The following is a 26,323-nucleotide window of genomic DNA, read 5'->3' on the forward strand; positions in this document are numbered from 1 at the left end:
CATAAAAAGAACAGACGAGCATGGCCAGAATACACAAAATACTAAAAAAAATTAATGGTTTTGCGTAGGCTAATTTAACTTTATTTGGGATTATTATGGATATTGGGAAAACTTTGATGATACTGGGTGCTTTGATTTTAATCACTGGAATTGTAATTTCCTATGCCCCCTGGTTGATTAACTGGTTTGGCAAGTTACCAGGGGATATTCATATTAAAAATGAAAACAGTACGGTTTTTATCCCAATAACATCAATGATCATAATTAGTTTAGTATTATCAATACTGCTTAATCTATTATTCAGAAAATAAATTGTGTTGAATTTACTAATTTTGTCGCTTAACCTTTGCATATCCTGGCTCATGTGAACGCTTACAATATTGTCAAAAGAAATCAGTTTATTGAGGGGGATTTATCCTTTCACCTAGAACTAATAACCCGAGTAAGAAAAGAAGGGAGGCAAATCTTGCATTAATACATCATTGCAAGACCTGCCCCGCATTCTTCCTTTTTTCATAGATAATCTGTTTTATAAACTTGATGAGTCAGGCAAGTTATCTGAATATCGGAGCCATTCCCGGGTTAGGAAAGCTCCGATATAAACTTTGTTTTATCGAGAGCCGTTCAAGAATCATCTCGATTAAAACGTTTGTCTTTCATATTATCAAACTTCTCAAGTTGTTCAGGTGTTAACTGCTTACGAATTTCATATAAATTTTGAATACGCTGCACCGTCATATCCGCCATAATTTTTGCTTTGGCATCAGCCAGTTCGCGTACCTTGTTAGCATCAAAAGTTTTAGCACTACCCTGTGCTCGCAAAGCTTTACGAATTTCAAACAACTCATCGCGTTTTGTTTTCATTTGATCACGTGACTCATTTTTAATATTATGAATCGCCTGACTCTGTTCTTTGGTCAGATCCAGTTTTTTCAATGCGTGCACCATCTGATCGCCTCGACGACCCTCCTTATGTTCGCCCTTTTGACCACCACAGGCATGTGCTACTCCAGCAACACCCAGACTACTCACCAATATACTTGCTATAATCAAGTTACGATTTTTCATGCGTTTCTCCAAATTTAATGTAGTTTAATTTAATAAAGCAACAATCATTGCTGCCTTGGTTGAAATTATGCATGAAACAACTGCAAAATTGGGTCAGAGCTGGGTAAAGCTATGTAAAGATTTGTAAAGACATAAAAACAACTTGTGAATCTATGCCAAAATTCAGTTATACACATTACACATCACAGGCTTATGACGCACATTCTTATAATTGACGATGATTCCGAACTATCCTCCATGTTAGGTGAATACCTGTCAGCTGAAGGTTTGAGTATTGATTATGCCTTCGATGGTAAGCAGGGATTACAAAAGGCCCTTGCTGGACAGTATGACGCCGTAGTGCTTGATGTAATGATGCCGGAATTAGATGGCTTTGAGGTTTTACGACGTATTCGAGGTCAATCCAGTGTGCCAGTGCTAATGCTCACAGCCAAAGGTGATGATATTGATCGTATTGTCGGCCTGGAAATAGGTGCTGACGATTATTTACCCAAACCCTTTAATCCACGTGAATTACTTGCACGCATCCGTGCCGTATTACGTCGTACCCAGAATAACAGACAACATGATCTGCAAGAGCAAGTTCAACATATTGGTCCGCTGCAAATCAATCCATCATCGCGCACAGCACTGGTACGGGGACAGGTTCTCGATTTAACCAGCACTGAATTCAATCTATTACATAGCCTGGTGAAACAGGTCGGTAAAATTGTCAGCAAAGAAAACCTGTCTGCACATGGCCTGGGTCGAGCACTGGAAAAATACGATCGCAGTATCGATATGCACATGAGTAATTTACGCAAAAAATTGGCGCAATATGAACTGGGTTCAATGATTGTTACGGTGCGTGGTCAGGGTTATCAATTATCGGACGAGGCATAAGATGGGGCGATTATTCTGGAAAATATTCTTTAGCTTATGGCTGACTTTATTAGTTACCGGCACTATTGTTGGCGGACTGGTCTGGCAACACAATAAAGAACGCATTGAACAACTGGAAGTAATAGCGGATAACCCCCGAGCAGATTTTAGCGTAAATGCATACGCCAGAATTCTTCGCAAACAGGGCCGTAAAGCAATGGAAGAAGTTATTGAGCGACACATCAGAGAACATCGTCGAGCCTTACCCATATTGATTGTAAACAAAGAAGGCACCGACCTTCTGGGCAGACCAGTGCCCCATTTTCTGCTAGAGAAAGCTCGCGAGGCGACCAACGATCCACAACAATCAGCCATTCAACAGGTCAGCACACCAGAAGGTGAAGCGTTTTTATTATTTGTACCACACCGAGATCTTCGCAGGTTACAGCAAGAAAACAGTTTTCCGAAACACTTGCCATTAATACCGTTATTCATTGTATTACTAGGTAGTTTACTTTTCAGTGCAAGCCTTGCCTGGTATATCACACGCCCTATTTGTCATTTACGCAAAGCGACAAATCAGTTTGCTGAAGGAAAATTCGATACGCGTGTAATGAACAACATTGGTAATCGCAAAGATGAAATTGCTGACCTGGCCAGAGACTTCGATCATATGGCCGAACAGGTACAGAAATTAGTTGCTACACAAAAACGCTTATTGAATGATGTTTCACATGAATTACGTTCGCCACTGGCGCGTTTGCAGGTGGCGATTGAAATGATACGTCAGCAACCTGAGAAAACCAACGAACTGATACAACGTATCGAAAAAGAAAACCAGCGACTTGATGAATTAGTTGGTGAACTGCTAACACTCTCGCGACTGGAAGCCGATGTTTATCATAATGAAAATGATTACTTTGATATTAACGGTTTAGTAACTTCCATCTCGGATGACGCACGTTTTGAAGCAAAGAATCAGAATAAACAGGTGGTGTTTAACAGTGCCAACGAAATTCTAATCAATGGCAGTATCGAACTGATACGCAGAGCAATAGAAAACGTCATCCGCAATGCAATATATTACACACCCGAACAGACTCAGGTTACGATTACTCTCAAACATGAAAACAGCCATGTCATTATCACTGTATGTGATAGCGGTAAGGGTATTCATAAAGAAAAACTGACCGATCTATTTCAACCATTCGTGCGTATCAATGACACTAATCAAAATATAAAAATACCGGGTTATGGATTAGGCCTTGCAATAACAAGACGTGCCATCGAGATACACAAAGGCTCTATTAAAGCATATAACCATCAAGAGGGCGGTTTATGTATCGAAATGCGCTTTCCAGCTTAAGCTTTGGAAAGCGCCATAGGGGCAGCAAGTCTCGGCCTCATTCGTTTCGCAAGCTGAGGCCGTTCAAGGCTTCGTCGCTGTCACGAGCATGTCAACGCCTTCGCGATAGCTTGAACGCACATCGGCGAAGCCAAGAGACCGCATCGTCGATAGAGTGGTCGAAGAATACATAATGTGCTCTGGCGATTCGTCGCTGAGCAAATGCACAATCCAGTCTTCAAGTAGATCCTGACGCTCCAACTCAGTAAAAGCCTTGAACCAGTGACGAACATCGGCTTGCGTTGAAGCCAGATGCTGAGCGCGATCATCCATAGCGAAGCGGTCGCCGTTTGCGAACAGGCCGCCTGGTCTAAGCACACGCAAGATTTCAGCAAAGACCTTGTCCCGATAGTCATGCAGGAAATTGTGGATCGTATAATTCGAGGCGACAATGTCGATACTCGCGTCAGGCTGCTGCTGCAAAAAATCCAGCGCGTCGCTCTCAATGAATTCAACACGACCAGCGTTGATATACTCCGCCAGATTTTCGCGTGCCTGCTCCAGCATTACCGGAGAAGCATCGAAGGCTCGAAGATGCAGGTTTTCACGCTGTGAGAGCAACGACAAAGTGCTCAGTCCTGTGCCGCAGCCGATCTCAAGCCCCTGCAAAGCAGTATCAGGCTGCCATGCTGCAATGGCAGAGCCAAGATTTCGAGTCAGAGTCACGACATTGGGACACATAATCGAAAGGAAGCCGTAATCCTCGCCGATACGACCAGTAAACGGATTATGTTCGGTCATGGAAAACATGACATCATTTTCGTTCGAATTCATAAATTAGCCTTACAGTTTTTACAAAAAAATACTAAGTTGTGCTTGGTTGCACCTAACATTCAACCTGGAAACCGCCGTTGAGCACGGATTTTCCACAAAACCGTGCAGCGGAGTATAGTCATCACCCAACAGGAGACAAACATGTACGATCATTATATTTTAAATTCGGTCACTTAGCGTTTTTTATAGCGATCAACTGCGATTTCCAGGCTAAATTAACCAACCTGGATTCATATTCTAAGTGTAGTAAACCACTGACTTATTTTCTGCACAGCAAACTACGTATAAAAACAACGTAGCGGGTTGAATGCCAGTTTATAAAAACTTAGAATAGCATCACATTTGAATTCAATACCAGAATCTAATTTTACGCTGCCCCCAGTTATTCCTGAGCATTAGCAATGCGAGATAACCTGCGGTTATGCACCTTGTTACTCCACACAGCACCATACTGCGACGACCAGAGCGTACCTTTTAGTCTCTGACCGCAAGCCTTGATCGCGAACGGTGAGGCAGCTTTAACAAGGCCGCCGTGGCGTTGGCCAACAAGAGTGAACAACAGTTGCTCATCCTTATCGCTTATATCAAGTAGGTCGGGTAGTTAAATGTGGTATGGTTGTTGAAAGATGGCGTTGTTGAAAGACGGTTTCTACGTCTGGGTAAAAAGAGCGATGGGATGCTGAAAGTGAGCAGCGGATTAAGCCGGAGAATTTGTAATTTAATTTATATTGGAAGTGTATCATGAAGCATAATCGCGTACAGCGTTCTCGATTCGGCAGAATTATGGGTATTTTCTTAATGGTTTCAGCGACCAGCGTAGTTGCGGAAACCCGACAGGAAATGAATTCCTGGACCTTCCATCATGAATGGGACAAGTTGAATAACGTCAAATATACGCTGGCGCGTTATCGGGTCAGAGGGAGCCGCAGCTCCCGTCTGCCCACAGAACCGTGCGTACGGGTCCGTACACGGCTCCTCACGCAAGACGTATCCATTGAGAAACTTCAAACCAATGCTCTAACTTTCGGTCGGATCGTATTTCCTGCCCTTTCAGATTTATAAACCAACTGTTCGGATAAGCCCTCGTCACTGCTCGCGCATTGGAGAGTTGCCACCGTTTGTTGTTTGAAAAGACGGCTTTTGATGCTTGTTTTCGTGGTACGCCCCGTTTGACCAGTTTTCGATATAGATGCTGTTTTCTCTTTTGTTGATCGACTATTCGTGATCGTAGTCGTCGCCTGATATGGGCTTCGATTTTATTCAATTGTGAGGGGTAGTAAGTCAAACTGTAGTAATTTGACCAGCCCACATACCATTGATTGATCTCGTCCAGTGATGTATCCAGAGTCTGATGTGTACCTCGCGGTGTCAGTGCTTCGATTTTACTCATGGCTGTTTGCAGGGCTTTATGCGCAATGGCAATTGTCCCCTTAACCACGGTAAAACCTAAAAACTTTACCGCATCGGATTTAGCCACCTGGCTTTTCTCCTGATTCACTTTCAGTTTCAGCTTCTTTTCGATGAATTGGCTGACTTTTTCCATCACTCGATCTGCCGCTTTTTGCGATTTTACGAAGATATTACAGTCGTCCGCGTACCTGCAAAATTCCAGTCCACGTTTTTCCAATTCCTGATCCAGTTCATCCAGAACGATATTGCTCAGCAAGGGACTGAGTGAGCCCCCTTGCATTGCGCCTTCCTTGCTGGGGTTGACGATGCCATTGATCATGACGCCGCTACGCAACATGTTTCCGACTAGGCGAAGTATCCGTTTGTCGGATATTTTCTCGCCCATTCGGGCTATCAGCCTGTCGTGATGGATTCTATCAAAAAACTTGGATAGATCTATATCCACCACGTAGGGCTTGCCACTGTTCACTATCTGTTGTGCCGCTTGTACCGCTTCGTGCTGGCTTCGCCCTGGGCGAAATCCATAGCTGTGCGGTGAAAAATGCGGATCAAAGACCGGTTCCAGCAGTAGCTTTAATATTGTTTGTACCACTCGATCCCGTACCGTCGGTATGCCGAGTAGTCGTACACCTTTGCCTCCCGGCTTGGCTATTTCTACTCGACGGACTGGCGAGGGTTGATAAGTCCAGTTTGCGAGTTCCTCTTGCAACTGACTTAGCTCTTCGTCTAAACGAGTTTCAAAGTCTGCAATGGTTATTCCGTCTATGCCGGGTTTACCTTTGTTTTTCTTTACCTGTTTAAAAGCGACGCCCAAGTATAAGGTTGAGCATAACTGGTCGAAAAGTCTGGGTTCCTCTATTAATAGGTCGTGTTCGTTCATTTCACTTTTTTTTCTTTCTTTTGCAATGGGCTTTCTTCAATCTCGCACAACCGATTCGTTCACTGTTTACGACGCGAATAGAGGGTTGTTCCTGTTAGGCTGATCTCAGTCCATCAGTTTATAATCAACGGCCATGGCCGCTTACGTGTTCCGCCCTTCACCTCCAACGTCCTGTTGCTGATTTGATGTTTTACCCTCCTTCATGTCACCATGAATTCATCGGCACCAAACTTTACGATTACTATGGCTTCATCTGAAAACCCTCGGTTCATAACGTCTACATTACTGTAGCGCTTAGGGCTTAAGGAGTCGCAGTTACTCCGACCCAAAGCCGACGGCTCTTCACTGGGTAAGATAGTCAACTATCTCTCGATCTACCTACCTTCAATACAACAACACGTTACGGTGAGAATATTGGACTTCGGTGGTCGCGGGCACCTTATCCCCTTGTTGCCGCCTTACGAAGGTTCACTTTCGTTTAGGTGATCGATTTGGCTAGAGCTTCCTTCAGATTCCGCATTGGCTCCCAATAACCGTGTTTCCCTGTTGGGTAGCTACCGGGAGTTTCTTTGGACACCCTTGCTTTCGCCTACTTTTTCCCTTCTCACAGGGCAAAGGCCGGATTTCCACCAGCTAGCTGACTATCATGCCAGTCACACCGCCTTTACCACAGCGTGGCTTGTATGACAGGCTCAGGATGGCGATTGTGTGTAAAGAGAATAAGTTGCAGTTTGCGTTGGATGCCAACAGCTTGCTGGCTTCGAAAGACAGGGATTTTGAATTTGAATATCAAATCGATAAAAGGACACCCGTCACGATTACGATGCGAGGGGATAGTGATAAGCGACATGGTTATACTGATGAGAATGTCGATAAAATCGTTCAGGATATGCTGAATGGCCAGACAATGTTTATCCGCGCTCATACCATGATTAGAACGGTATTGACCAGTCTGATATCCCTAGAGGGTGCCGAACAACCGATTCAACAGGTATTGCTAGACTGTGGTGTTACGTTATCGGGTGAATACGCTGAGCAACCGGCTTATAGTCTGGCCGATTTTGAAAATGATTTCAATTCGTTTTCATCGGAACAACAGCGCCAGCTATTGGAACAGATCAAAGTGATTATCGATAATATGCGCTGATGATTAGGCTAGTTCCCGTCTAAAAAGAAGGAAAGCTTAGAGGGGGTCATTCTATCCGTTTCACTTTTGGATTCTCAATTCAAGATCTGAACCACTGCTTTCTTTATGCTTATTATTTCCACCAAGATGCTCATAGAATATTGCACTCAATTGGTCATGAACCCCCCATCCCGTATCAGCCGTATCATTTACTATTCCTAAACAACGGTGGTTGAACATATCTTCTAACTTAGCACTAATAATTAATTTTACTGCCTTGTCATACATGCTTTCCATACTTAGATAAAATGGTTCATCGATATCACCATAGCAGTTTGTAAATTTCACACCCATTTCGACATAAAAAACCATTAACTCAGCAAGTTGTATTTTATCTTGGGATAGTTTTTTAAATTCAGTTATGCTCTTCCTTGCAACTGATAACCTTGCTTTGCCAAACCCTCTTTTTGGAAAAAATTCATTTTCAACTATATCTTTATGCTTATTTAAAATGGATGAATTACTTTCAATATCATATTTTAAAATATAGTAATCTTTAACAAAGCTATTCTTTTTAAAAAGCTCAACAATTTCCTTGATCAGTTCTTCTTTTGACGAATCCTTAAGATTTCTTTTTAAGTCATTTACTTTCATAGCGAGGTAATTTTTTAAGCATAACGCCAAATTCAGTGGCTGCTGGCAGATATAAGATAACACACTGAACTTTGATAAAAAGTGACCGCTGGAAAAACTGCGCTGCTAGCGGTCAACTGGAATTTTTTGTTAGTTTTTGTTTTATTAAACGAAACCTTATGCTTCATTATTGTTTATAAAACGCTCTTCTATAGCTTTTTCATCCGTGTCCCTATCTTCAGAAGTAAACAGGTCTACCTTGAGCCTTTTAGTTGATGAACTACCTTGGAAGCCTTCTATTAATTTTCGAATTTTTTCTATTTCTTTATATAATTTATAGGAAGGTTCACCACCTAATTCAGTTATTCCTTCGTATTCCCCCAAATCTATAACTGATGTTGATAAATATTGATACCCTTCAGTGTCAAAATATTCAATTCGAATTTCGAAACTTATCTCAAATATCTTGTCTTTTAGTTCAGAACTTAAATCTAAAAAGCTGAGTATAAAACTAGTTCTTTTCTCCTTTGGGGCAAGCGATGATATACCTGTTTTGAGCATATTTAGCTTAACAAATTTATTAACTATACCCTGTTCAGTAAGCTTTAATTCCTCACCATTTTTTCCAGAAAAAATAAATTTAATATTTTTCGGGCTCTTCCCGACTTCGCGGGGTAGTCACTATATGTAGTATATTGCTATTTGATTATTTAGGTGCAGGCTGGGTATGATAGCCATCTTTTTAGACGGCAAACTTTAAATAAATGAACCCGATATTGTTACAAATTCCTTTGGATTTACCCGATGTGCAAATAGAGGCATTTGATACTGAGTCTAAAAAAGGAATTATTATTAAAGTCCAAAGTACATGCAAAGGCACAACTTGTCGGCAATGCCATCAGCCTATCGATAAGTTTTATGGCTATGGCAAAGAAATTACGTTACGCCATTTACCGATCTTTGAACAGTCCGTCTGGATTAAGATCAAACCGAAGCGTTACCAATGCCCTTATTGTGATCAAGGCCCGACAACCACTCAGCGCTGTAGTTGGTATGATCAAAAAAGCCCACATACTAAAGCCTATGAACAGTGGATATTGCGCGACCTAATCAATAGCACAATAACCGACATCAGTATCAAACGTGGCATTAATGAAGCGGCTGTTGAAGGCATTATTAATCGTTATATTCGTCAAGAAGTGGATTGGGAGACAATAAAAAGCCTGCCATTACTTGGACTTGATGAGATTGCGTTAAAAAAAGGACATAAAGATTTTGTTGTTATCATTTCAGGGATCAATGAAGGCGGAGAAAAATGCATTTTGGCCGTATTGCCAAATCGCAAAAAGGAAACAGTAAAAATATTTCTACAAAGCATTCCCGTGGAAATTAAAAGAACAATACAACGTGCCTGCGTTGATATGTATGACGGCTACAGTAATGCAGTGTATGAGGAACTTCATGGCGTTGAGGTTGTGGTTGATCGATTCCATGTGACCAAAAGCTATCGAGCCTGTGCAGACAACGCAAGAATAAAAGAGATGAAAACACTGAAAAAGACGCTTTCTAGTGAGGATTATGCCCAACTGAAAGGCGTGATGTGGTTATTCCGAAAATCACTCTGGGACTTGAATGAAGAGCAACAAATTAAATTAATACAGCTCTTTAATTATGCGCCAGAGCTTAAGCAAATTTATATTTATCGGGAAGCATTGACGGGTATTTTTAACCGACCTTTAAGTAAAAGTCAGGCAGAAGCTGAGCTAAATTCATGGGTCGAGCAGGTTAGAAATCTGAAGTTGGACTGTTTCAACTCATTTATAGTGACCTTACAAAACTGGCAGCATGAAATCACTAATTATTTTCTTCGCCGTGAAACCAGTGGTTTTGTAGAGGGACTGAATAACAAAATTAAGGTGATCAAAAGACGTTGCTATGGCATTTATGATATAGGGCGTTTATTTCAGCATATTTGGCTTGATGTCGAAGGCCGACGTTTATTCGGATATGCTTAACACTATATGTTGTGGTCACCCCGCGAAATCGGGAAGAGCCATTTTTCGCTGTTCCAGAACCAGTATTTTCCAAATGTAAATCCATAAACTGCATTGATGCTATATTTGATTGCAAATATATCTCTAAATTTGGTCTGATGGAAGCCCTGCGTATTTCAGTTATTTGTTCTTTTGTAGCATTAACCAATCCTTTCTGTTGCTCCACCGAATTTTTAAGTTCTTTTGCCTGTAACTCAAGAGCTTCTGTACTTTGCTGAAGTTCTTTACCTTGTTGTAGGAAACCTAAAATTAGCCAAAAGATGGCTAATGGACCAAAGACGCCAGCTAAAAAATCACCAAGCTCATTTAATGGTAATGTTCTCAATTTATCCAGTTGAGGACTAATTAAGCAATAAATAAATACCGAGTAAAGTATTGTGACCAAAACCCCAATAACTGTTAATAATCTAGCCATGAACCTTTATCCTATCCATTAAATTAGGGTAACGCTATTGAAAAAGCTAACGCCAGCCATAACCAGAGGCAAAAAGCTGCAGAGTGAGGAACGAGCGGCGCAGCTTTTTGACGTCCGAGTTTATGGCATTGTTAGAAATAACTGGGGTCAGGTATAAATAACTGTAAATAACTGGGGTCTAAATAACTGGGGTCAGGTACACATTAATCCACCCCAGTTATTCACCTTCAGAATACGAGCTTGCCAAAATATCAGAAACTGTTATTGAGTAAACTTCACTTCATCATTGATTTAAGGCAATTTGACCATATTTTCATACGGTTAAAAAAACATTTTACAATGTTGCCGTTGCCGTGTTTGAATTGTTTTTTAAGTGCTTTTTTCACTTCCCAGGTACCTTTATAGCCTAATGGAAATACCACTAAGTCACCCGCTTTGAAAGTAGTTGAAGGGCCGCCATCTGCAGGTGTCATTTCACATTCACCTTCTAAAATAAGTGCAGTTTCTGTGGTAACGAATTCCCATGGGAATGTAGATACTTCTTTTTCCCAGGTTGGCCAGTTAGCAACGCCCAGTTCTTTTAAAAGTGCTTCGCTTGGGTTGCTATCAACTGTAATTTCTTTCATGTTATTCCTATAGTTAGATTTATGCCCAGAATCAGAATGACTTGGGATGTGCTTTAGTATGTTGTTCTCCCCCCTTTTTTGCCTGGAAGAATCCATTCTTTTTCAATAATCTCATCGTTAAATAATGCATATCTAAGCGCTCCAGTTAACCGCTGGAAGCACCGCTCGTTTTTTAACGGCCATATTTTTTATCAAGGTTCATATTATCTCTTACTGCCTCATCTGAGCTTGTCGTTCCTTGTAAAAGTAGTCTCTCGACAGACCCGCAATGGGTCGTCATCTGCCAATCACTATCCTGTTTACGGTCGATTGCTCTTTGAGGAATACCGGCCATTAGTTTTATCAAGCCCGGCAGTATCTGTATGACAAAATTGTGACTAAAACATTAAACACTTAATTTAAGGTCTAAAGGCCGTAACATCTTTTCTTTTGCTAATTATCCAGCCTTTGTACACAGAGCATATAATGCTGTGAGTCTAAACCAGCAATGATGCAATCCTTATAATCTTTATACAAATCATCATAAGTAGCACTTTCTTTTAGATAGCCTCTTGTACCACGCCCAGAAATCAAAACGGCTATTGCTACTAATATGAGATTGTTCTTTGTGCTTTTATCTCACAAGTGGAATGGCAGCATTTGCCGATGGTTTAAAAGTAACTTTAAACACACTGCCCCAAAGCTGTTTTTAGCCACAGCGTTTTTCAAGCGTATTTTTATTTTTGAACTTTCAGAAATTACCATCTAAAACAAGAGTTTAGATGGTAGGCACGAGTGAATTCGAATCACCGACCCCCACCATGTCAAGGTGGTGCTCTAACCAACTGAGCTACGCGCCTAAAGAATCTTAAACAAGATATGTTTAAGAGCAGCTATTATATCCGAGCGGGCTTATTTTGCAATAGCTATATCAACATTTCTGCCTGTAATCGTTTTATTTCATCCCTGACTCGCGCGGCATCTTCAAATTCCAGGTTTTTTGCATGTTTATACATTTGATCTTCCAGTTGGGCTAACTTTTTCTCTCTATCTTTTGCTGACAACTTTTGGTAACTGGCGCTTTCTTCAGCTACTTTACGTTTTGATTTTTGGTTCAGCCCTGCCCCGGGTATGGTCAGCTCTAATATATCGGTCACCGATTTAAAAATTGTCGTTGGCGTAATACCCTGTTGCAGATTAAATTCTATCTGTTTTTCTCTGCGTCGTTGCGTTTCTTCTATTGCTTGTGCCATGGACTTGGTGACTCGATCACCATATAGAATCGCTTTACCGTTTGAATTTCTGGCGGCTCGACCGATGGTCTGGATTAATGAGACGACAGAACGCAAGAACCCCTCTTTATCTGCATCCAGAATAGCAACTAAAGACACTTCGGGGATATCCAAACCTTCACGCAGTAAATTAATTCCGACCAGTACATCAAATATACCCAGGCGTAGATCACGTATAATTTCCACCCGTTCGACTGTATCGACATCTGAGTGCAGGTAGCGTACTCGCACCCCGTGATCCATCAGATATTCTGTCAGATCTTCAGACATTCTTTTGGTTAATGTAGTGACCAGAACCCGTTCCTTTTTCTCAACACGCAGACTAATTTCAGATAATAAATCATCCACCTGAGTCCTTGCCGGGCGTACTTCAATTTCAGGGTCTAATAGTCCTGTCGGCCTGACAACCTGTTCTATAAATCGCCCTGAATGTTCTTTTTCATAGGTACTCGGTGTCGCCGAAACATAAATCCTTTGGCCTATCTGGCTTTCAAATTCATCAAAACGCATTGGCCTGTTATCCAGAGCGGAGGGTAATCTAAAGCCATATTCAACCAGCGTTTCTTTACGCGAGCGATCTCCTTTATACATCGCGCCTATTTGCGGCACTGTGACATGACTTTCATCAATAATGACGACCGCATTTTTGGGTAAATAGTCAAACATGGTTGGCGGTGATTGACCATCATCCCGCCCGGATAGGTAACGTGAGTAGTTTTCAATACCGGAGCAGTAGCCTACTTCGTATATCATTTCAATATCAAACAAAGTACGCTGTTCTAACCGCTGCGCTTCAACGAGTTTATTTAATGAGCGTAATTGCTCCAGGCGCTCTTTTAATTCAACTTTGATTTTTTCAACGGCTTCCAGTAATCGTTCCCTTGGAGCAACATAGTGACTTTTGGGGTAGACGGTATAACGTGCGACACGATGTAAAATTTCGCCCGTCAAGGGATCAAATAAAGACAGACGCTCAATTTCATCATCAAATAACTCTATACGTAAGGCTGCTTCATCAGATTCGGCCGGAAACACGTCAATAACATCACCACGCACACGATAGGTTGCTCTGCGTAATTCAATATCATTGCGCGTATATTGCATACTCGCTAAACGGCGTAAAAGATCGCGCTGCTTAATCATATCGCCACGCACCAGGTGCAAGACCATTTTGAAATAAGATTCTGGTTCACCCAGACCATAAATAGCCGATACAGTGGCAACGACAATCGTATCCTTGCGCTCTAGTAAGGCCTTGGTCGCTGACAGACGCATTTGTTCAATATGCTCGTTGCGTGAAGCATCTTTATCTATAAAAGTATCTGATGCAGGTACATACGCTTCCGGTTGATAGTAATCGTAATAAGAAACAAAATACTCGACGCTATTTTCCGGAAAAAACTCTTTCATCTCGCCATAGAGCTGCGCCGCCAACGTTTTGTTCGGTGCCATAATCATTGCAGGACGCTGTATCTCATTAATCATATTGGCAATGGTAAAGGTTTTTCCGGAACCTGTTACCCCCAATAAAGTCTGATGTACTTCGCCATCGGCCAGCCCTTCGACTAACTGCTTGATAGCCGTGGGCTGGTCACCTGCTGGTTTAAATGGACTTCGAAGCTTAAATTGTTTACTCACTCTGGTGTTTCTCTAACCTTAGTGTAACGCTGAGCATAGCGTAAAGAGTTACGCATAATCTCATTGATCAGCGTTCCCTGATTTTCAAATTCTACATCATCAAGAAAGCGGAAATATTTACGCACTAAAAAATCAATAGTACGCGCATAGCGACTACACAAATTTTCAAACTGATTAAACTCCTCAATATTAATGTCTGCCGGATCAGATAGCGCTTTCACTTGCTGATAAGAATAATCCAGCCTGAATAGCTGTTTTTCCAGGGCACTGTTTAGCTCTTGTAGATAGGCTAAACTCATAATTCAACAGCCTGCGGTTTTATCATAGTAATAAACTCATGATTTCCTGAGCCAGATTCCAAGATTAAATCCATTTTTTGCTTGCCAAAAATATCAAAAAACTGCCAGCGAATTTTACGTAAATCATTTTTCGTAAGTAGGTTCGACTCAATAAGTAAATCAATATCACCACCCTTCTTAGTGTCATCAACTCGACTGCCGAACAAGTAAACATGCGCCCCGGCATCGAGTGCCAGTACGCTACTTTTTATAGTATCAATTTGTTTGCTTGTTAAGCGCATAAGCTTTGCATAATCTAAGTTCTTGTAAGGCATGGAACAGTCGCATTAAAGGCCGACTGAAGCCATGCCCTACAGGAAAAAAAAGTCTGCTTAATGTGCTAATTTAACCTTCTACCGCATCCGCTTTATCTTGATAGCTTTTAATCTGATCAAAATTCAAATAGCGATATGAATCTTCTGCAGTCTCATTAATCTGATTAGCATAAGCCATATACTCTTCAGCTGTGGGAATTTTACCTAAAATAGAACATACGGCCGCCAGCTCTGCTGAAGCAAGATAGACGTTAGCACCATTTCCCAAACGGTTCGGGAAGTTACGCGTGGAGGTTGAAACGACAGTGGCATTGTCGGCAACGCGCGCCTGATTTCCCATACATAATGAACAACCGGGCATTTCAGTACGTGCGCCTGATTTTCCAAATATGCTGTAGTAACCTTCTTCAGTTAATTGCTCCTGATCCATTTTAGTGGGTGGCGCCACCCAAAGCTGTGTAGGTAGTTTGCCTTTTAATTTGTCTAATAATTTACCTGCTGCGCGAAAATGGCCAATATTAGTCATACATGAGCCTAAAAAGACTTCGTCAATTTTAGTTCCTGCAACATCAGACAAGGTTTTTACATCATCCGGGTCATTCGGACAGGCCATGATCGGTTCTTTAATGGCACTCATATCTATATCCAGCACTGTATGATATTCAGCGTCGGCATCCGGTTCCATCAACTCAGGCTTGGCCAGCCAGGCCTGCATTTCATTTATGCGCCGCTGAATTGTCCGTACATCACCATAGCCCTCTGATATCATCCATTTCAACATGGTAATATTAGAGTTGATATATTCTCGAATGGGCGCTTCGCCCAACCGAATAGTGCAACCTGCTGCAGAACGCTCTGCAGATGCGTCAGATAATTCAAATGCCTGCTCTACTTTTAAATCAGGTAAGCCTTCAATTTCTAATACCCGACCGGAAAAAACATTTTTCTTGCCTTTTTTCTCAACGGTTAACAGGCCTTTTTGAATGGCTGCCAGTGGAATTGCATTGACTAAATCACGTAAAGTAATACCTGGCTGCATCTCGCCTTTAAAACGCACTAATACCGACTCAGGCATATCCAGTGGCATCACCCCCGTTGCCGCAGCGAAAGCCACTAAGCCAGAACCTGCTGGAAAGGAAATACCAATAGGGAAACGGGTATGCGAATCACCACCCGTACCAACAGTATCAGGTAATAACATCCGGTTTAACCAGGAATGAATAATGCCATCGCCTGGACGTAAAGACACACCGCCACGGTTCATTATAAAGTCAGGCAAAGTGTGCTGCATCTCGACATCAATGGGTTTTGGATAGGCCGCCGTATGACAAAAAGACTGCATCACTAAATCAGCAGAAAAACCTAAACAAGCCAGGTCTTTTAATTCATCACGAGTCATCGGTCCGGTGGTATCCTGTGAGCCCACTGTGGTCATATGTGGCTCACAATAGGTATTTGGTCGCACACCCGCAACACCACAGGCTTTACCAACAATTTTTTGCGCTAAAGTAAAACCTTTAGTGCTATGCTCAGTATCACCAGGTCTGCGAAAAACTGTAGAAGCCTCAAGATCCAATGCTTTGCGAGCACGATCGGTTAAGCCGCGACCAATAATTAATGGAATACGACCACCAGCACGTACTTCATCTAATATAATATCGGTTTTTAAAGCGAACTCACAGATCACGGCATCCGTTTCATGATTTTTCACCACGCCTTGATACGGATAAATATCAATCACATCACCCATGGCCATATTTTCGACTTCACATTCAAATGGCAATGCGCCAGAATCTTCCATGGTATTGAAAAAAATCGGGGCAATCTTGCCACCTATACACACGCCACCTGCCCGTTTATTGGGCACATATGGGATATCCTCGCCGGTAAACCAAAGTACCGAGTTAGTCGCTGATTTACGTGACGAGCCGGTTCCAACTACATCACCAACATAAGCAACGGGAAACCCCTTTTCTTTTAGCGCATTAATTTGTTGTTCAGTATTGGTAATTCCCTCTCTGGGAATTTTTAACATCGCCTGCGCATGCAAGGGAATATCAGGACGAGACCAGGCATCTGGAGCTGGAGACAAGTCATCGGTGTTGGTTTCACCGGTGACTTTAAAAACCGTGACGGTTAATTTTTCCGGCACTTCTGCTTTACTGGTAAACCATTCTGCATCCGCCCATGACTGAATAATTTTTTTGGCAAATTCATTACCTGCATCTGCTTTTTCCTGGACATCATGAAAGGCATCAAAAACTAGTAAAGTATGTGACAAAGCATTTGCTGCAATTGGCGCCAGTGCTTCAACATCCAGTAAATCAACCAATGGCGCGATATTATAGCCACCCAGCATAGTACCTAGTAATTCAGTTGCACGCGGCGCATCTAAAATAGGTGAAGATATTTCACCTTTAGCCAGTGCCGCTAAAAATCCAGCTTTAACATAAGCGGCTTCATCGACACCCGCTGGCACTCGATGCGTTAGTAAATCCAGAATAAAGGCTTCTTCACCTGCTGGTGGCTGTTTAATCAATTCAACAACTGCAGCAACCTGGTCTGCGTTCAAAGGTTGTGGAACAACACCGTTTTTTGCTCTTTCAGCTGCATGTTGACGATATTGCGCTAATACTTCAATTGCTGTTTCTTTAGTTTCAGACATAATATTTACCTTGTTTAAAAATATACTGTTTTGTACTTTATCTAGTAAGGATAAAGTACGAATTGCTTGCCTGGTGATCAATAACTGGATAATTGTGCTTGTTCTCCAGTGCCAGAGCAGGTGTGATTACAAGAAATCTATTTAACTGGTTGTAGGGCGCGGCTTTAGCCCGCTTTTAATAGTTCATTTAAGCATCGGCGGGCTAAAGCCGCGCTATATTTCGGAAACGGGGTGATCACTTAGCTCCTGCTGCTACTACAACATTTAGTAGTAGTAGATATATACCTAAAATATTAAAAAACACAATATATAGTTGATAGCGGAGCTCTAAGTACCTACCCCGCTAAAGGAATACGTCTAATCTTCAACTTCCCGTATCAACGCCATCATTTCATTGACCGACATCTTACCACTAACTTCGCCGCCTTCTAATAAGCTACTCGCTAAATCACGTTTATGCGCGTGTAAATCGACGATTTTATCTTCAATCGTATCTTTTGCTAGTAGACGATAAATGGTCACTGGACGTTTTTGTCCCATACGATGCGCTCTATCCGAGGCCTGATCTTCTACCGCAGGATTCCACCACGGATCCATATGAATTACATAATCTGCAGCCGTTAAATTTAAACCCGAACCACCGGCTTTTAAGCTAATTAAAAAAACATCACCCTCACCTGCCTGAAATGCATTCACTGCTTTTTTACGCTTGACAACAGGAGTACTACCATCCAGGTATTGATAATGGATGCCTTTTTTATCTAATAACTCTTTAATAATGGATAAGTGTCCAACAAATTGGCTAAAGATTAAGGCTTTATGTCGATTAGAAATCAACTCATCAACTAATTCTTCAAAGGCTTGTAATTTAGCACTGCTTATTGGACTGTCCTGCATAACCAGTTTAGGGTGACAACAGGCGCGGCGTAGTTTCATAATCTCTGCTAACACTTTGAGATGCTGCTGACCTGCTTGCTGACCTTCTTCCTGTGCGGCTTGCATGGCCTGTACTGCATTACGGCGCATAGCTTCATAGAAAATACGTTCTTCTTTGCTCAGTTCTACATGGATGGTTATTTCTGTTTTTGCCGGTAATTCTTTTAGCACATCGTTTTTAAGCCGACGGAGAATAAACGGTCTAAGTAACTTTTTTAAGCGTTGCTGAGTACTATGATCCTTATTGTTCTCTATCGCCTGGGCATAACGCTCATTAAACTTTTTCAGAGTACCCAGTAAGCCAGGATTAATAAAATGAAATAAATTCCAAAGCTCACCCAGATGGTTTTCAATCGGTGTGCCCGTAGTAATTAATTTAAAGTCACCTTGCAGCGCCATCGCGGCCTGAGAGCGCTTGGTTAAGCCATTTTTTATCGCCTGCGCTTCATCAGCAACAATAATATTCCACTGTTTGTTTATCAACAAGTCTGCTTCCGTCTGCAACAAGCCATAACTGCAGACGATAACATCAAATTCCGCCGCATCGGCAATGATCTTTTGTCGATTCCCGACACCAAACTGCTGTACATTTAAGGTCGGGGCAAAATGCTGTGCTTCTTCCAACCAGTTCATACATACCGACGTCGGCGCTAATATCAGAGTCGGTCCCAGAGTTGCACGCGACAGAATTAAACTAAGCGCCTGAATGGTTTTACCTAGCCCCATATCATCTGCTAGGCAGGCGCCGGCACCCCAATGCGCCAAACGTGCCATCCATTGATAACCTTCCAGCTGATAGTCACGTAACTCACCTTGCAAGGTAGAAGGTAATTCTGGCTCTAAATCTGCCATAGATTCAAGTTTTTCAAGCTGTTCCAGCCATTTTTTATCTGCTTTAACATCCATACCCTCCATTGCATCATTTAAGGCTGGTGCGGCTAATGCATGGAAGTGTAATTTATTACCTTTTTGTTCGCCTAAACCGGCAACATCATCTAAACGCTGGCGTAGTTCATTGGTAAGTGAAATAAACTGCCCGTCTTCCAGCTTTAAAAAGCGTCCCGATGTTGCCTGTAATAAATTAATCAAGCGCTGCATATCATAGACTTGTTCATCATCGATCTGCACTTCGCCTTCCACACTAAACCAGTCTTTTTCTTTACGTACTGAAAAATGCGCCTGATTTAAACCCGCCTCACGACTGACATTTATTTTCTGCCCTTTTGGCCACTCCATGACCACAAAATCTTCAATAGCCTGTATTTGCAGTAAAGCTTCTAATGCCATTTCGGGATCATCTAATAGCCACCTGGCATCTTTACTTTGATAAAGTTCAGGGCATTGCATTTGCAGTTGTTCTAAATATCCCGTTTCAATTGCAAAATCACGCGTAGTCTGCATTTGCTTACCTGCAATTTCAGCTAACACTGTCGTACCGCCAACTGCAGGTTTATAGATCGGGCCTGCATCCGCAAACGGTTGCACAAATACTTCAATTTGTAAACCATCACCCACACGTTGAAGATGCATGTGTAGACGCGAATCCACCTCAACACTTTCTACATTCTTTGCAACACCTTCTATATCAGATTGTATCGTCAGCATAGATGCAATGGAAGCGATAGAGTCTATCACTTGCTGCTTGGCTTTATGCGGGACGGATAAGCCTTTCGCACCCAAAATTCCAGCAACCTGCCGATGTTGCTCATTTATTTGATAAACCAGCACTTGATTATCAGCTGTTCTTGCCACCAGAGTCTGTTCGTTATTAATAGCCGGGTGCAAGGAAATATGTAAGTTACTCGCTTTACTGGTCACTAATAATTGCGGCTCTGCCTTGTTAATAGCAACTGGCGTATCAAATTTATCGGCATTAGCCCAATAAACATAGGGATGCCCTATTGCCGAAATAACGCCTTGCCCTGTGACAGAAAAAAACTCTGAATGGCCATAGCCATAGTAGTTGCTTTCATATTCAACTTCAATTTGATTACAAATCTGCTTATCTTGATCGCTTAGAAAGTCAAAAGTATCCTGTTCGTAGTGTAATCTTTTTAACGCAATCGGGCGGCCTTTTGTCCATCGCCCCAACTTGCCCATTTTTTGTTCACGCGGTTCTAGTGTTGCATAGTTTCCATCTAGCGTTAACAACCAGACCAGGCGTGACTCAGAATGAATGGTATCTGCGCCATCAGTACTAAGTTCATTTAAGTGTGACAGAGCCTGAAGTGCTCTTTCCCATTTTTCGACAGGCGGCACTAAGTCAACAATATGAATACAGGCTGCATTTTTATACTTAATAGCAAGCCGCCCGATTTTACTATCCTTGACACCCAGTTTTTGTAGCAAGGTTGCACTGACAGCTGCGTAGAACAATACGCCCTTTTTTTCCGCCTGATAACACTGTTTGGTTAACTTATTAATAAACTTTTTATCATATTCGTCGCTAAGGGAGAGGCCATCACACCAATAGGATAACAAAGCATAAAATAATATTTCGTAAGGATCAGATAATTGCGACAACAAAACAGGGTTATATTTTAGGCTACGTTGCTGACCTAAAATAACATTGGCTCCCTCCTGTAATCGCACATGAAAAGATTTAAAATGATCGCCTTCCTTGGTTTTAACAATCATAGCTAATTGGCTTTTCAAGAAACTTAACTGTTCAGGCTGTTTAGATTTTAACAACGCTAAATTAAAAAAATAGCCATGTATGCTGGGCAAAAAGATATTTCGTTTACGTGTTTGTTTTTTGATTTCCTGAAATGCAGCCTGGTAAAACGCCAGCGCATCATCATTACGGTTTTCTATAAAACACAGGCTGCCTTTAAGAGTTAATCCGCGGATCGATTGATCATCTTTAAGCAGATTTTCTATGCCCTGTGTATCAGCTCGAACAATTTTATATTCAGCAAGACCCTGAATTAAAATATCCGTATGCGCACTACAAGTATCGATATTTTCCTGCAACAATTGTATTGCAAAATCATTCTCTTCAAGCGCAAAAAGCTGGTATTCAACATAAGTAGATAAAATAAATTTTTTAATCTGCTCAGTGAGTTGATCAAACCAGGCTTTATCAAACGGCGAAAAAAACAATAGACTAATAACCGACTCAATATGCGCAGGAAAAGAATTTTCCAAACTATAAAAACAGCTGGCAAATTTCTCTGCTTCTTCTGCATATAGAAAAAATCGAAGACTCCTGACCTGATATATCAGCTTAAGATGCTGCGGGACGTAGTTTCTATCAGCAAGACAAAAACGGGCTAACTTAGTAAATAGACCAGGATATTCTCGAAATGCAATTTTTACCAGCACTTCACTGAGACCACCGGTTACGCAGCGCCAGCCATCTGTTGATATGACTATGAAACCTTCATTTGCTAGTTTTTCGCGTAGCGGTTTAGCGACTTGTTTATAAACTGAGGGTTCTACACACTTTAATGCGCGTAAAATCTCTTGCAATCGTGTCTGTCCAACTGGCACAAATAAAACCGCAAGTGATAATAAAATTTGTTGCTCATCTGCAGAAAGTTTATGAAATTTTTTTACTAAGATTTCTGTGTTTGACATACTTATAAAGGAGTAGTCTTTAGCCACGATGGCTAAAGACTACTTAGCTCTGCAGCAGGGTTATCTGTTATTGTGCAGGTAAATATTGCCCATCCGGCGTTCTGTTTAAACCAGACTTGCCTTAATCTGTTGTATCCCTTTTTCCGTTAAGCGCTGCTGATCCTGATCTAATACATCGCCGTTAAGAGCAGTCGATAATTGACCCATAGTGGCTATCATTTCATCAAATACCTGTGCAGCATCATCCAGTTCTCTTGGTTGCATAAAAAAAGTGATCCCGGGACAAACATAAGTTTCCCAGTTATCACCAGGAAAAATACCAGGACCAGCCATACTGGCTACCGCATAATCAACCTGATTTAAATCATCCAGCTTCTCAAAGACCTTGACATTGCCATACACTAAACCTACATTTTCACATGCCTCTAACAACTGAATACCAGAAAAGCCATCTGCTTTCTTGGCCACAATACTCAGTTGTATTAGTGGTGGTAATACTTTTTTTTCAGCAGCAGCAGCCGGTTTACTTTGTTGCGCTACTGTCTTAGCTTGTTGCACATTTTCAGCAACGCCATTTTGCTGAGATTCCTGTATATATTCAGTGTTTAAGCGTGTTTTTACTTCTGAATTTTTATCTCTAGTCGTGATCGGGACAATATCAAAATCATCATCTTCAATATGTATTATAAGGTCTGGATCTATATTTTCCAGAGGGTCACCATTATCATAAAAATTGATATTCTTACGTTTTGATCCACCACTCAGCAATCCCCATATGATCATTCCCAAAATAACCACGGCACCGACCGCTATGATAACTATTCTTAATAATTCTTTATCCATTTTAATTCTCTGCCATTGCTACTGCTTCTTGAATATCCACCGCTACCATACGTGAAACACCGGGTTCCTTCATGGTAACACCTGCTAACTGCTGCGCAATTTCCATAGTCACTTTATTATGTGAAATATATAAAAATTGTACGCTTGCTGACATTTCCTCAACCATTTCAGAGAAACGCCTTACATTAGCCTCATCTAAAGGCGCATCGACCTCATCCAGCAGACAAAAAGGCGCTGGATTAAGATCAAAAATAGAAAAAACCAATGCTACTGCCGTTAATGCTTTTTCCCCTCCCGATAGCAAATGAATAGAGCTGTTACGCTTACCGGGGGGCTGGGCAATAATATTTACGCCACTTTCCAGTAGGTCGTCATCTGTTAAAGATAAATACGCCCTGCCACCGCCAAAAAGTTTAGGAAACTTTTCTTGTAAACCGGTATTTATTTTATCAAATGTTTGCTTAAATCTCTGCCGACTTTCTTCATCTATTTTTGCAATCGCCTGCTCCAGGATTTGCAATGCATCCAATAAATCAGCATTTTGTTCATTAAGAAAATTCATACGCTCAGATTGCGCCTTGAATTCTTCTATTGCCGTTAAGTTAATCGTGCCTAACCTGTCAATCTGACGAGTCAAGTCATCTACCTTTACTTTCCACGCAGACTCATCTGCATGAGCTGCTATTGTTTGTATAATTTGCTCCGCATCGGCTTCTAACTCATCTAATTGTTCGGTCACGGTTTGCTGACGTACCTGACTTTCCTGTTGCTCGAAGCGGATACTATCCAGCAATTCCTTTTTTTTCTCCAGATGTTGTTGTACTGCTGCATACTGCTCGGCAGATTCAGTAATTTCCGCTTCTAATGCTGCTTGTTGTTCGCGAACTCGCTTTAAAGCCTGTTCTAAATTATCTTTATCCTGTTGTAAAGTTTCCAGTTGATAACGTTCATCATCCATCGGCTCTAAAGTCTGTTGTAATTTTCTGTCTAATTCAACAATGCGTTCCTGGGCATGCTGATTTTGCTGCTGTAGACGTTCTATTTGTTTTGTTGTTAACGCATCAGACGATTTTAAACTGGCCATTTTCGCCTGCAACGCATGCACCTGTTGACGGCTTTCATTAACCTGTTTATCGATTTGTTCACCTTCCGTTTGCAGACTGTCGCTATTTTGTTCTAATTGTAACCTGATTTCCTCAAGAGCTTGCATAGCCTCTTCAGCCTGTGCTTTAATCATCGCAGCTTCTTCACGTGTAGCAGTATTATCCAGCAACTCCCGATTTATGTCTGTCATTTCATTCACAACCTGTGTCAAGCGCTGCTGCTGCTGCTCCACACGTGCTGAATGCGCACTGAATTCAGAATTTTTCAGCGAAAGTTCATTACTAATATACTTATATTTTTCCTGACAATCTTCACGCTGCCTTTCACTTTGTTTTAAAAATTCCTCTGCAGTTTCCAGTTGCTCTTCCGTAACGACAACACGCGCTTGTAATTGCACCTGTTCCTCTTTTAGTAAACGTAATTCCTTTTCTCTTTGTAAAACTCCCGATTTTGCATCATGATCGTGAATCACTTTAACCCAGCCATATCCCATCCAGGTGCCCTGGGTGGTTATAACCGATTCATACGGTTTCAACTGCCCCACTATCTGCCGGGCCTGTTCTGAATTGTCTGCACAGTAAATGCCTGATAATAAACCATGTAAATTCCACGGAGTTTTAATTTTATCTATTAGACGAACCAGGTCATTTGCAGATTGCTCCTGTAAAGGGTGCTGAGTTTCAAATAAGGTTAATGATTCATCGCTTAAAGAAGATAACTCAGCAATCACACTATCTGCATTATCAATACACACCGCCTCTAAATAAGTTCCTAAAACTATTTCTACCGCTCCATCCCAGCCAGCCTCTACATCAATAAATTCAGCCAGGCGCTGATTATCGGTGAGCGCCATCCGATCCAGCCAATGGGTTAATTTCTTATTATCCTTACCCATTGCATGTTGCTGCAGCATTTCTAAAGAAGTGACTTTACCTTTAATCGTTTGCAATTCAGAACGATCCCTATGCAACACCTCGTGATATTGTTTAATCTGGTGTCTTAATTCAGTAATGGATAAATGCACCGTATCCAGCAGGATTTGCAATTGATCCCGCTGCTCTTCAATCAGCTTAATCGATTGGTCAAGAATCTCTATTTCTTCCTGCAGACCTTTTTCACTCAATTCATCATGCTCGCCCTGCAAACGCTGTAAACGACTTTGCAGTTGAAAGGTCTGGTTTTCCAGTTGTGCCACTTGCATACGCTTTACTTCAGCCTGCTCGCGGTAATTCGCATATTGATTTTTATAAGCTTCCCATTCCTGTTGCCAGGCAAGACGTTTTTCTTGTACGGCACGCTGAATTTCCAGCAACTCATCTTCTCTTTCCCGAGCGACCAGCAAAGATTCCTCGGCTTCAACTAGAGATTCTTTGATCTCATCTAGTTGCATCAGGTCTTCATCTAAATTCTCCTGTAGATGTTCGGCTTGCTCACGCAAACGGGCAAGTTCTAATTCAGTTTCTTCATGTGACTGCTCATTATGTTTGATAACCTGATCCAGACGGCTCACCTCAGCAACGACTTGATAATACATACCTTGTTGCTTATCTACTGCTTGCTGTTGTGTTTTATGCACCAACCGCTTTTGCTCTAGCGTCTGCTCTAGTTCTTTGCGTTCCATAAACAGCTGGTTATGCGTTGTTGCTGCATCCTGTAATTTAACTTCCAATTGCTCTGCAGTTCTGTGATGAGCACGCCAGCGCATGGCTAGCAACTCCAGTTTTAACTGACGCTCCTGAGATTTTAGTGTGGTATATTTTTCTGCTTTTTCTGCTTGCTTTTGTAAGTGACTGAGTTGTTTTTCAACTTCTTCACGCACATCATCCAGACGCACCAGATTTTCACGCGAATGGCGTATACGCATTTCAGTTTCATTACGCCGTTCTTTATATTTGGTAACGCCCGCCGCCTCTTCTATATGTAGCCGTAATTCATCAGGTTTTGCCTCCACCACCCGGGAAATTGTTCCTTGCTCAATAATAGCGTAACTTCGCGCACCCAGGCCCGTGCCTAGAAATAAGTCAGTAATATCTTTACGCCGACATTTAGTACCATTAAATTGATAAATGGACTGGCCATCTCTGCTAACCTGACGTTTAATAGCGATGGTATTATATTTGGCAAATTCGCCTCCCGCACGCCCTTCACTGTTATCAAAAACTAATTCCACAGAAGCGGTACTGACAGGTTTGCGTCCTGAGGAGCCATTGAATATGACATCGGTCATACTACCGCCACGCAAGTGTTTAGCTGAGCTTTCGCCCATTACCCAACGTACTGCATCGATAATATTTGATTTCCCACACCCATTAGGCCCAACAATACTAATTAAATTCCCTTTAATTGGAATTGTAGTAGGATCAACAAATGATTTAAAACCTGAAAGTATAATTTTTTCCAGCTTCATTACTGGTAAAATAGC

Annotated in this window: 19 protein-coding genes and 1 tRNA gene; 5 read left to right on the forward strand and 15 right to left on the reverse strand. The window is 41.7% G+C overall.

What is annotated here, in order from left to right:
• Window positions 1-116: 116 nt before the first annotated feature.
• Window positions 117-311 (forward strand): DUF2905 domain-containing protein, encoded by a 195-nt coding sequence (locus tag AU255_RS11000; RefSeq protein ID WP_332889052.1) that lies wholly within the window; start codon window positions 117-119, stop codon window positions 309-311.
• Window positions 312-624: 313 nt separating this feature from the next.
• Here the strand turns inward: AU255_RS11000 and AU255_RS11005 are convergent, their stop codons facing one another.
• Window positions 625-1,068, reverse strand: a complete 444-nt coding sequence (locus AU255_RS11005) for a Spy/CpxP family protein refolding chaperone (RefSeq protein ID WP_080522903.1) — start codon at window positions 1,066-1,068, stop codon at window positions 625-627.
• Window positions 1,069-1,260: 192 nt separating this feature from the next.
• Here AU255_RS11005 and AU255_RS11010 point away from each other — a divergent pair, with 192 nt between their 5' ends.
• A complete protein-coding gene (locus AU255_RS11010; protein WP_080522904.1) occupies window positions 1,261-1,950 on the forward strand; it encodes a response regulator transcription factor in 690 nt (229 codons plus the stop codon).
• A gap of 1 nt (window position 1,951) precedes the next feature.
• On the forward strand, window positions 1,952-3,295 hold the full coding sequence (locus tag AU255_RS11015) for an ATP-binding protein (RefSeq protein WP_080522905.1): 1,344 nt from the start codon (window positions 1,952-1,954) through the stop codon (window positions 3,293-3,295).
• A gap of 63 nt (window positions 3,296-3,358) precedes the next feature.
• Here the strand turns inward: AU255_RS11015 and AU255_RS11020 are convergent, their stop codons facing one another.
• Both AU255_RS11020 and ltrA read right to left on the reverse strand, forming a co-directional pair.
• Window positions 3,359-4,108, reverse strand: a complete 750-nt coding sequence (locus AU255_RS11020) for a class I SAM-dependent methyltransferase (protein WP_080522906.1) — start codon at window positions 4,106-4,108, stop codon at window positions 3,359-3,361.
• 976 nt (window positions 4,109-5,084) lie between these two features.
• The gene (gene ltrA, locus AU255_RS11025; RefSeq protein WP_080522907.1) at window positions 5,085-6,398 is read right to left on the reverse strand and encodes a group II intron reverse transcriptase/maturase; all 1,314 of its coding nucleotides are present in this window, start codon (window positions 6,396-6,398) and stop codon (window positions 5,085-5,087) included.
• A 646-nt stretch (window positions 6,399-7,044) separates the two neighbouring features.
• On the opposite strand from ltrA, the gene AU255_RS11030 reads away from it, so the two are divergent.
• Complete coding sequence (locus AU255_RS11030) at window positions 7,045-7,545, forward strand: hypothetical protein (protein WP_080522908.1); 501 nt, start codon at window positions 7,045-7,047, stop codon at window positions 7,543-7,545.
• A 60-nt stretch (window positions 7,546-7,605) separates the two neighbouring features.
• On the opposite strand, the gene AU255_RS11035 is transcribed toward AU255_RS11030, so the two are convergent.
• The gene (locus tag AU255_RS11035; RefSeq protein ID WP_198942592.1) at window positions 7,606-8,178 is read right to left on the reverse strand and encodes a DUF6155 family protein; all 573 of its coding nucleotides are present in this window, start codon (window positions 8,176-8,178) and stop codon (window positions 7,606-7,608) included.
• A gap of 156 nt (window positions 8,179-8,334) precedes the next feature.
• Window positions 8,335-8,718 (reverse strand): hypothetical protein, encoded by a 384-nt coding sequence (locus AU255_RS11040; RefSeq protein ID WP_080522909.1) that lies wholly within the window; start codon window positions 8,716-8,718, stop codon window positions 8,335-8,337.
• Between the two features lie 203 nt (window positions 8,719-8,921).
• Between AU255_RS11040 and AU255_RS11045 the strand changes: the two genes are divergently transcribed.
• The gene (locus AU255_RS11045) at window positions 8,922-10,172 is read left to right on the forward strand and encodes an ISL3 family transposase (RefSeq protein WP_080522378.1); all 1,251 of its coding nucleotides are present in this window, start codon (window positions 8,922-8,924) and stop codon (window positions 10,170-10,172) included.
• On the opposite strand, the gene AU255_RS19795 is transcribed toward AU255_RS11045, so the two are convergent.
• The 10 genes from AU255_RS19795 to smc form a co-directional block, all read right to left on the reverse strand.
• Window positions 10,078-10,626 carry a hypothetical protein gene (locus tag AU255_RS19795; RefSeq protein WP_143735909.1) on the reverse strand — a complete coding sequence of 183 codons (549 nt, stop codon included), beginning with the start codon at window positions 10,624-10,626 and terminating at the stop codon, window positions 10,078-10,080. The genes AU255_RS11045 and AU255_RS19795 overlap by 95 nt on opposite strands.
• 275 nt (window positions 10,627-10,901) lie before the next feature.
• The gene (locus tag AU255_RS11050; RefSeq protein WP_080522910.1) at window positions 10,902-11,252 is read right to left on the reverse strand and encodes a cupin domain-containing protein; all 351 of its coding nucleotides are present in this window, start codon (window positions 11,250-11,252) and stop codon (window positions 10,902-10,904) included.
• Between the two features lie 762 nt (window positions 11,253-12,014).
• Window positions 12,015-12,091: transfer RNA gene (locus AU255_RS11055), tRNA-Val, on the reverse strand.
• Window positions 12,092-12,157: 66 nt separating this feature from the next.
• Window positions 12,158-14,161, reverse strand: a complete 2,004-nt coding sequence (uvrB, locus tag AU255_RS11060; RefSeq protein WP_080522911.1) for an excinuclease ABC subunit UvrB — start codon at window positions 14,159-14,161, stop codon at window positions 12,158-12,160.
• Complete coding sequence (locus tag AU255_RS11065; RefSeq protein ID WP_080522912.1) at window positions 14,158-14,460, reverse strand: hypothetical protein; 303 nt, start codon at window positions 14,458-14,460, stop codon at window positions 14,158-14,160. Before AU255_RS11065 ends, uvrB begins: the two co-directional genes overlap by 4 nt.
• Window positions 14,457-14,774 (reverse strand): nucleotidyltransferase domain-containing protein, encoded by a 318-nt coding sequence (locus tag AU255_RS11070; protein ID WP_080522913.1) that lies wholly within the window; start codon window positions 14,772-14,774, stop codon window positions 14,457-14,459. Before AU255_RS11070 ends, AU255_RS11065 begins: the two co-directional genes overlap by 4 nt.
• A 70-nt stretch (window positions 14,775-14,844) precedes the next feature.
• Window positions 14,845-17,439, reverse strand: a complete 2,595-nt coding sequence (gene acnB / locus AU255_RS11075) for a bifunctional aconitate hydratase 2/2-methylisocitrate dehydratase (protein ID WP_080522914.1) — start codon at window positions 17,437-17,439, stop codon at window positions 14,845-14,847.
• Between the two features lie 357 nt (window positions 17,440-17,796).
• A complete protein-coding gene (locus AU255_RS11080) occupies window positions 17,797-21,954 on the reverse strand; it encodes a DEAD/DEAH box helicase (RefSeq protein ID WP_080522915.1) in 4,158 nt (1,385 codons plus the stop codon).
• Between the two features lie 105 nt (window positions 21,955-22,059).
• Window positions 22,060-22,797: a cell division protein ZipA C-terminal FtsZ-binding domain-containing protein gene (locus AU255_RS11085; protein WP_080522916.1), complete on the reverse strand. Its 738-nt coding sequence runs from the start codon at window positions 22,795-22,797 to the stop codon at window positions 22,060-22,062.
• Window position 22,798: 1 nt separating this feature from the next.
• Entirely contained in the window at window positions 22,799-26,308 is a 3,510-nt protein-coding gene (smc, locus tag AU255_RS11090; protein ID WP_080522917.1) for a chromosome segregation protein SMC, read from the reverse strand.
• Window positions 26,309-26,323 lie beyond the last annotated feature (15 nt).

Source organism: Methyloprofundus sedimenti (assembly GCF_002072955.1).
Classification (GTDB): domain Bacteria; phylum Pseudomonadota; class Gammaproteobacteria; order Methylococcales; family Methylomonadaceae; genus Methyloprofundus; species Methyloprofundus sedimenti.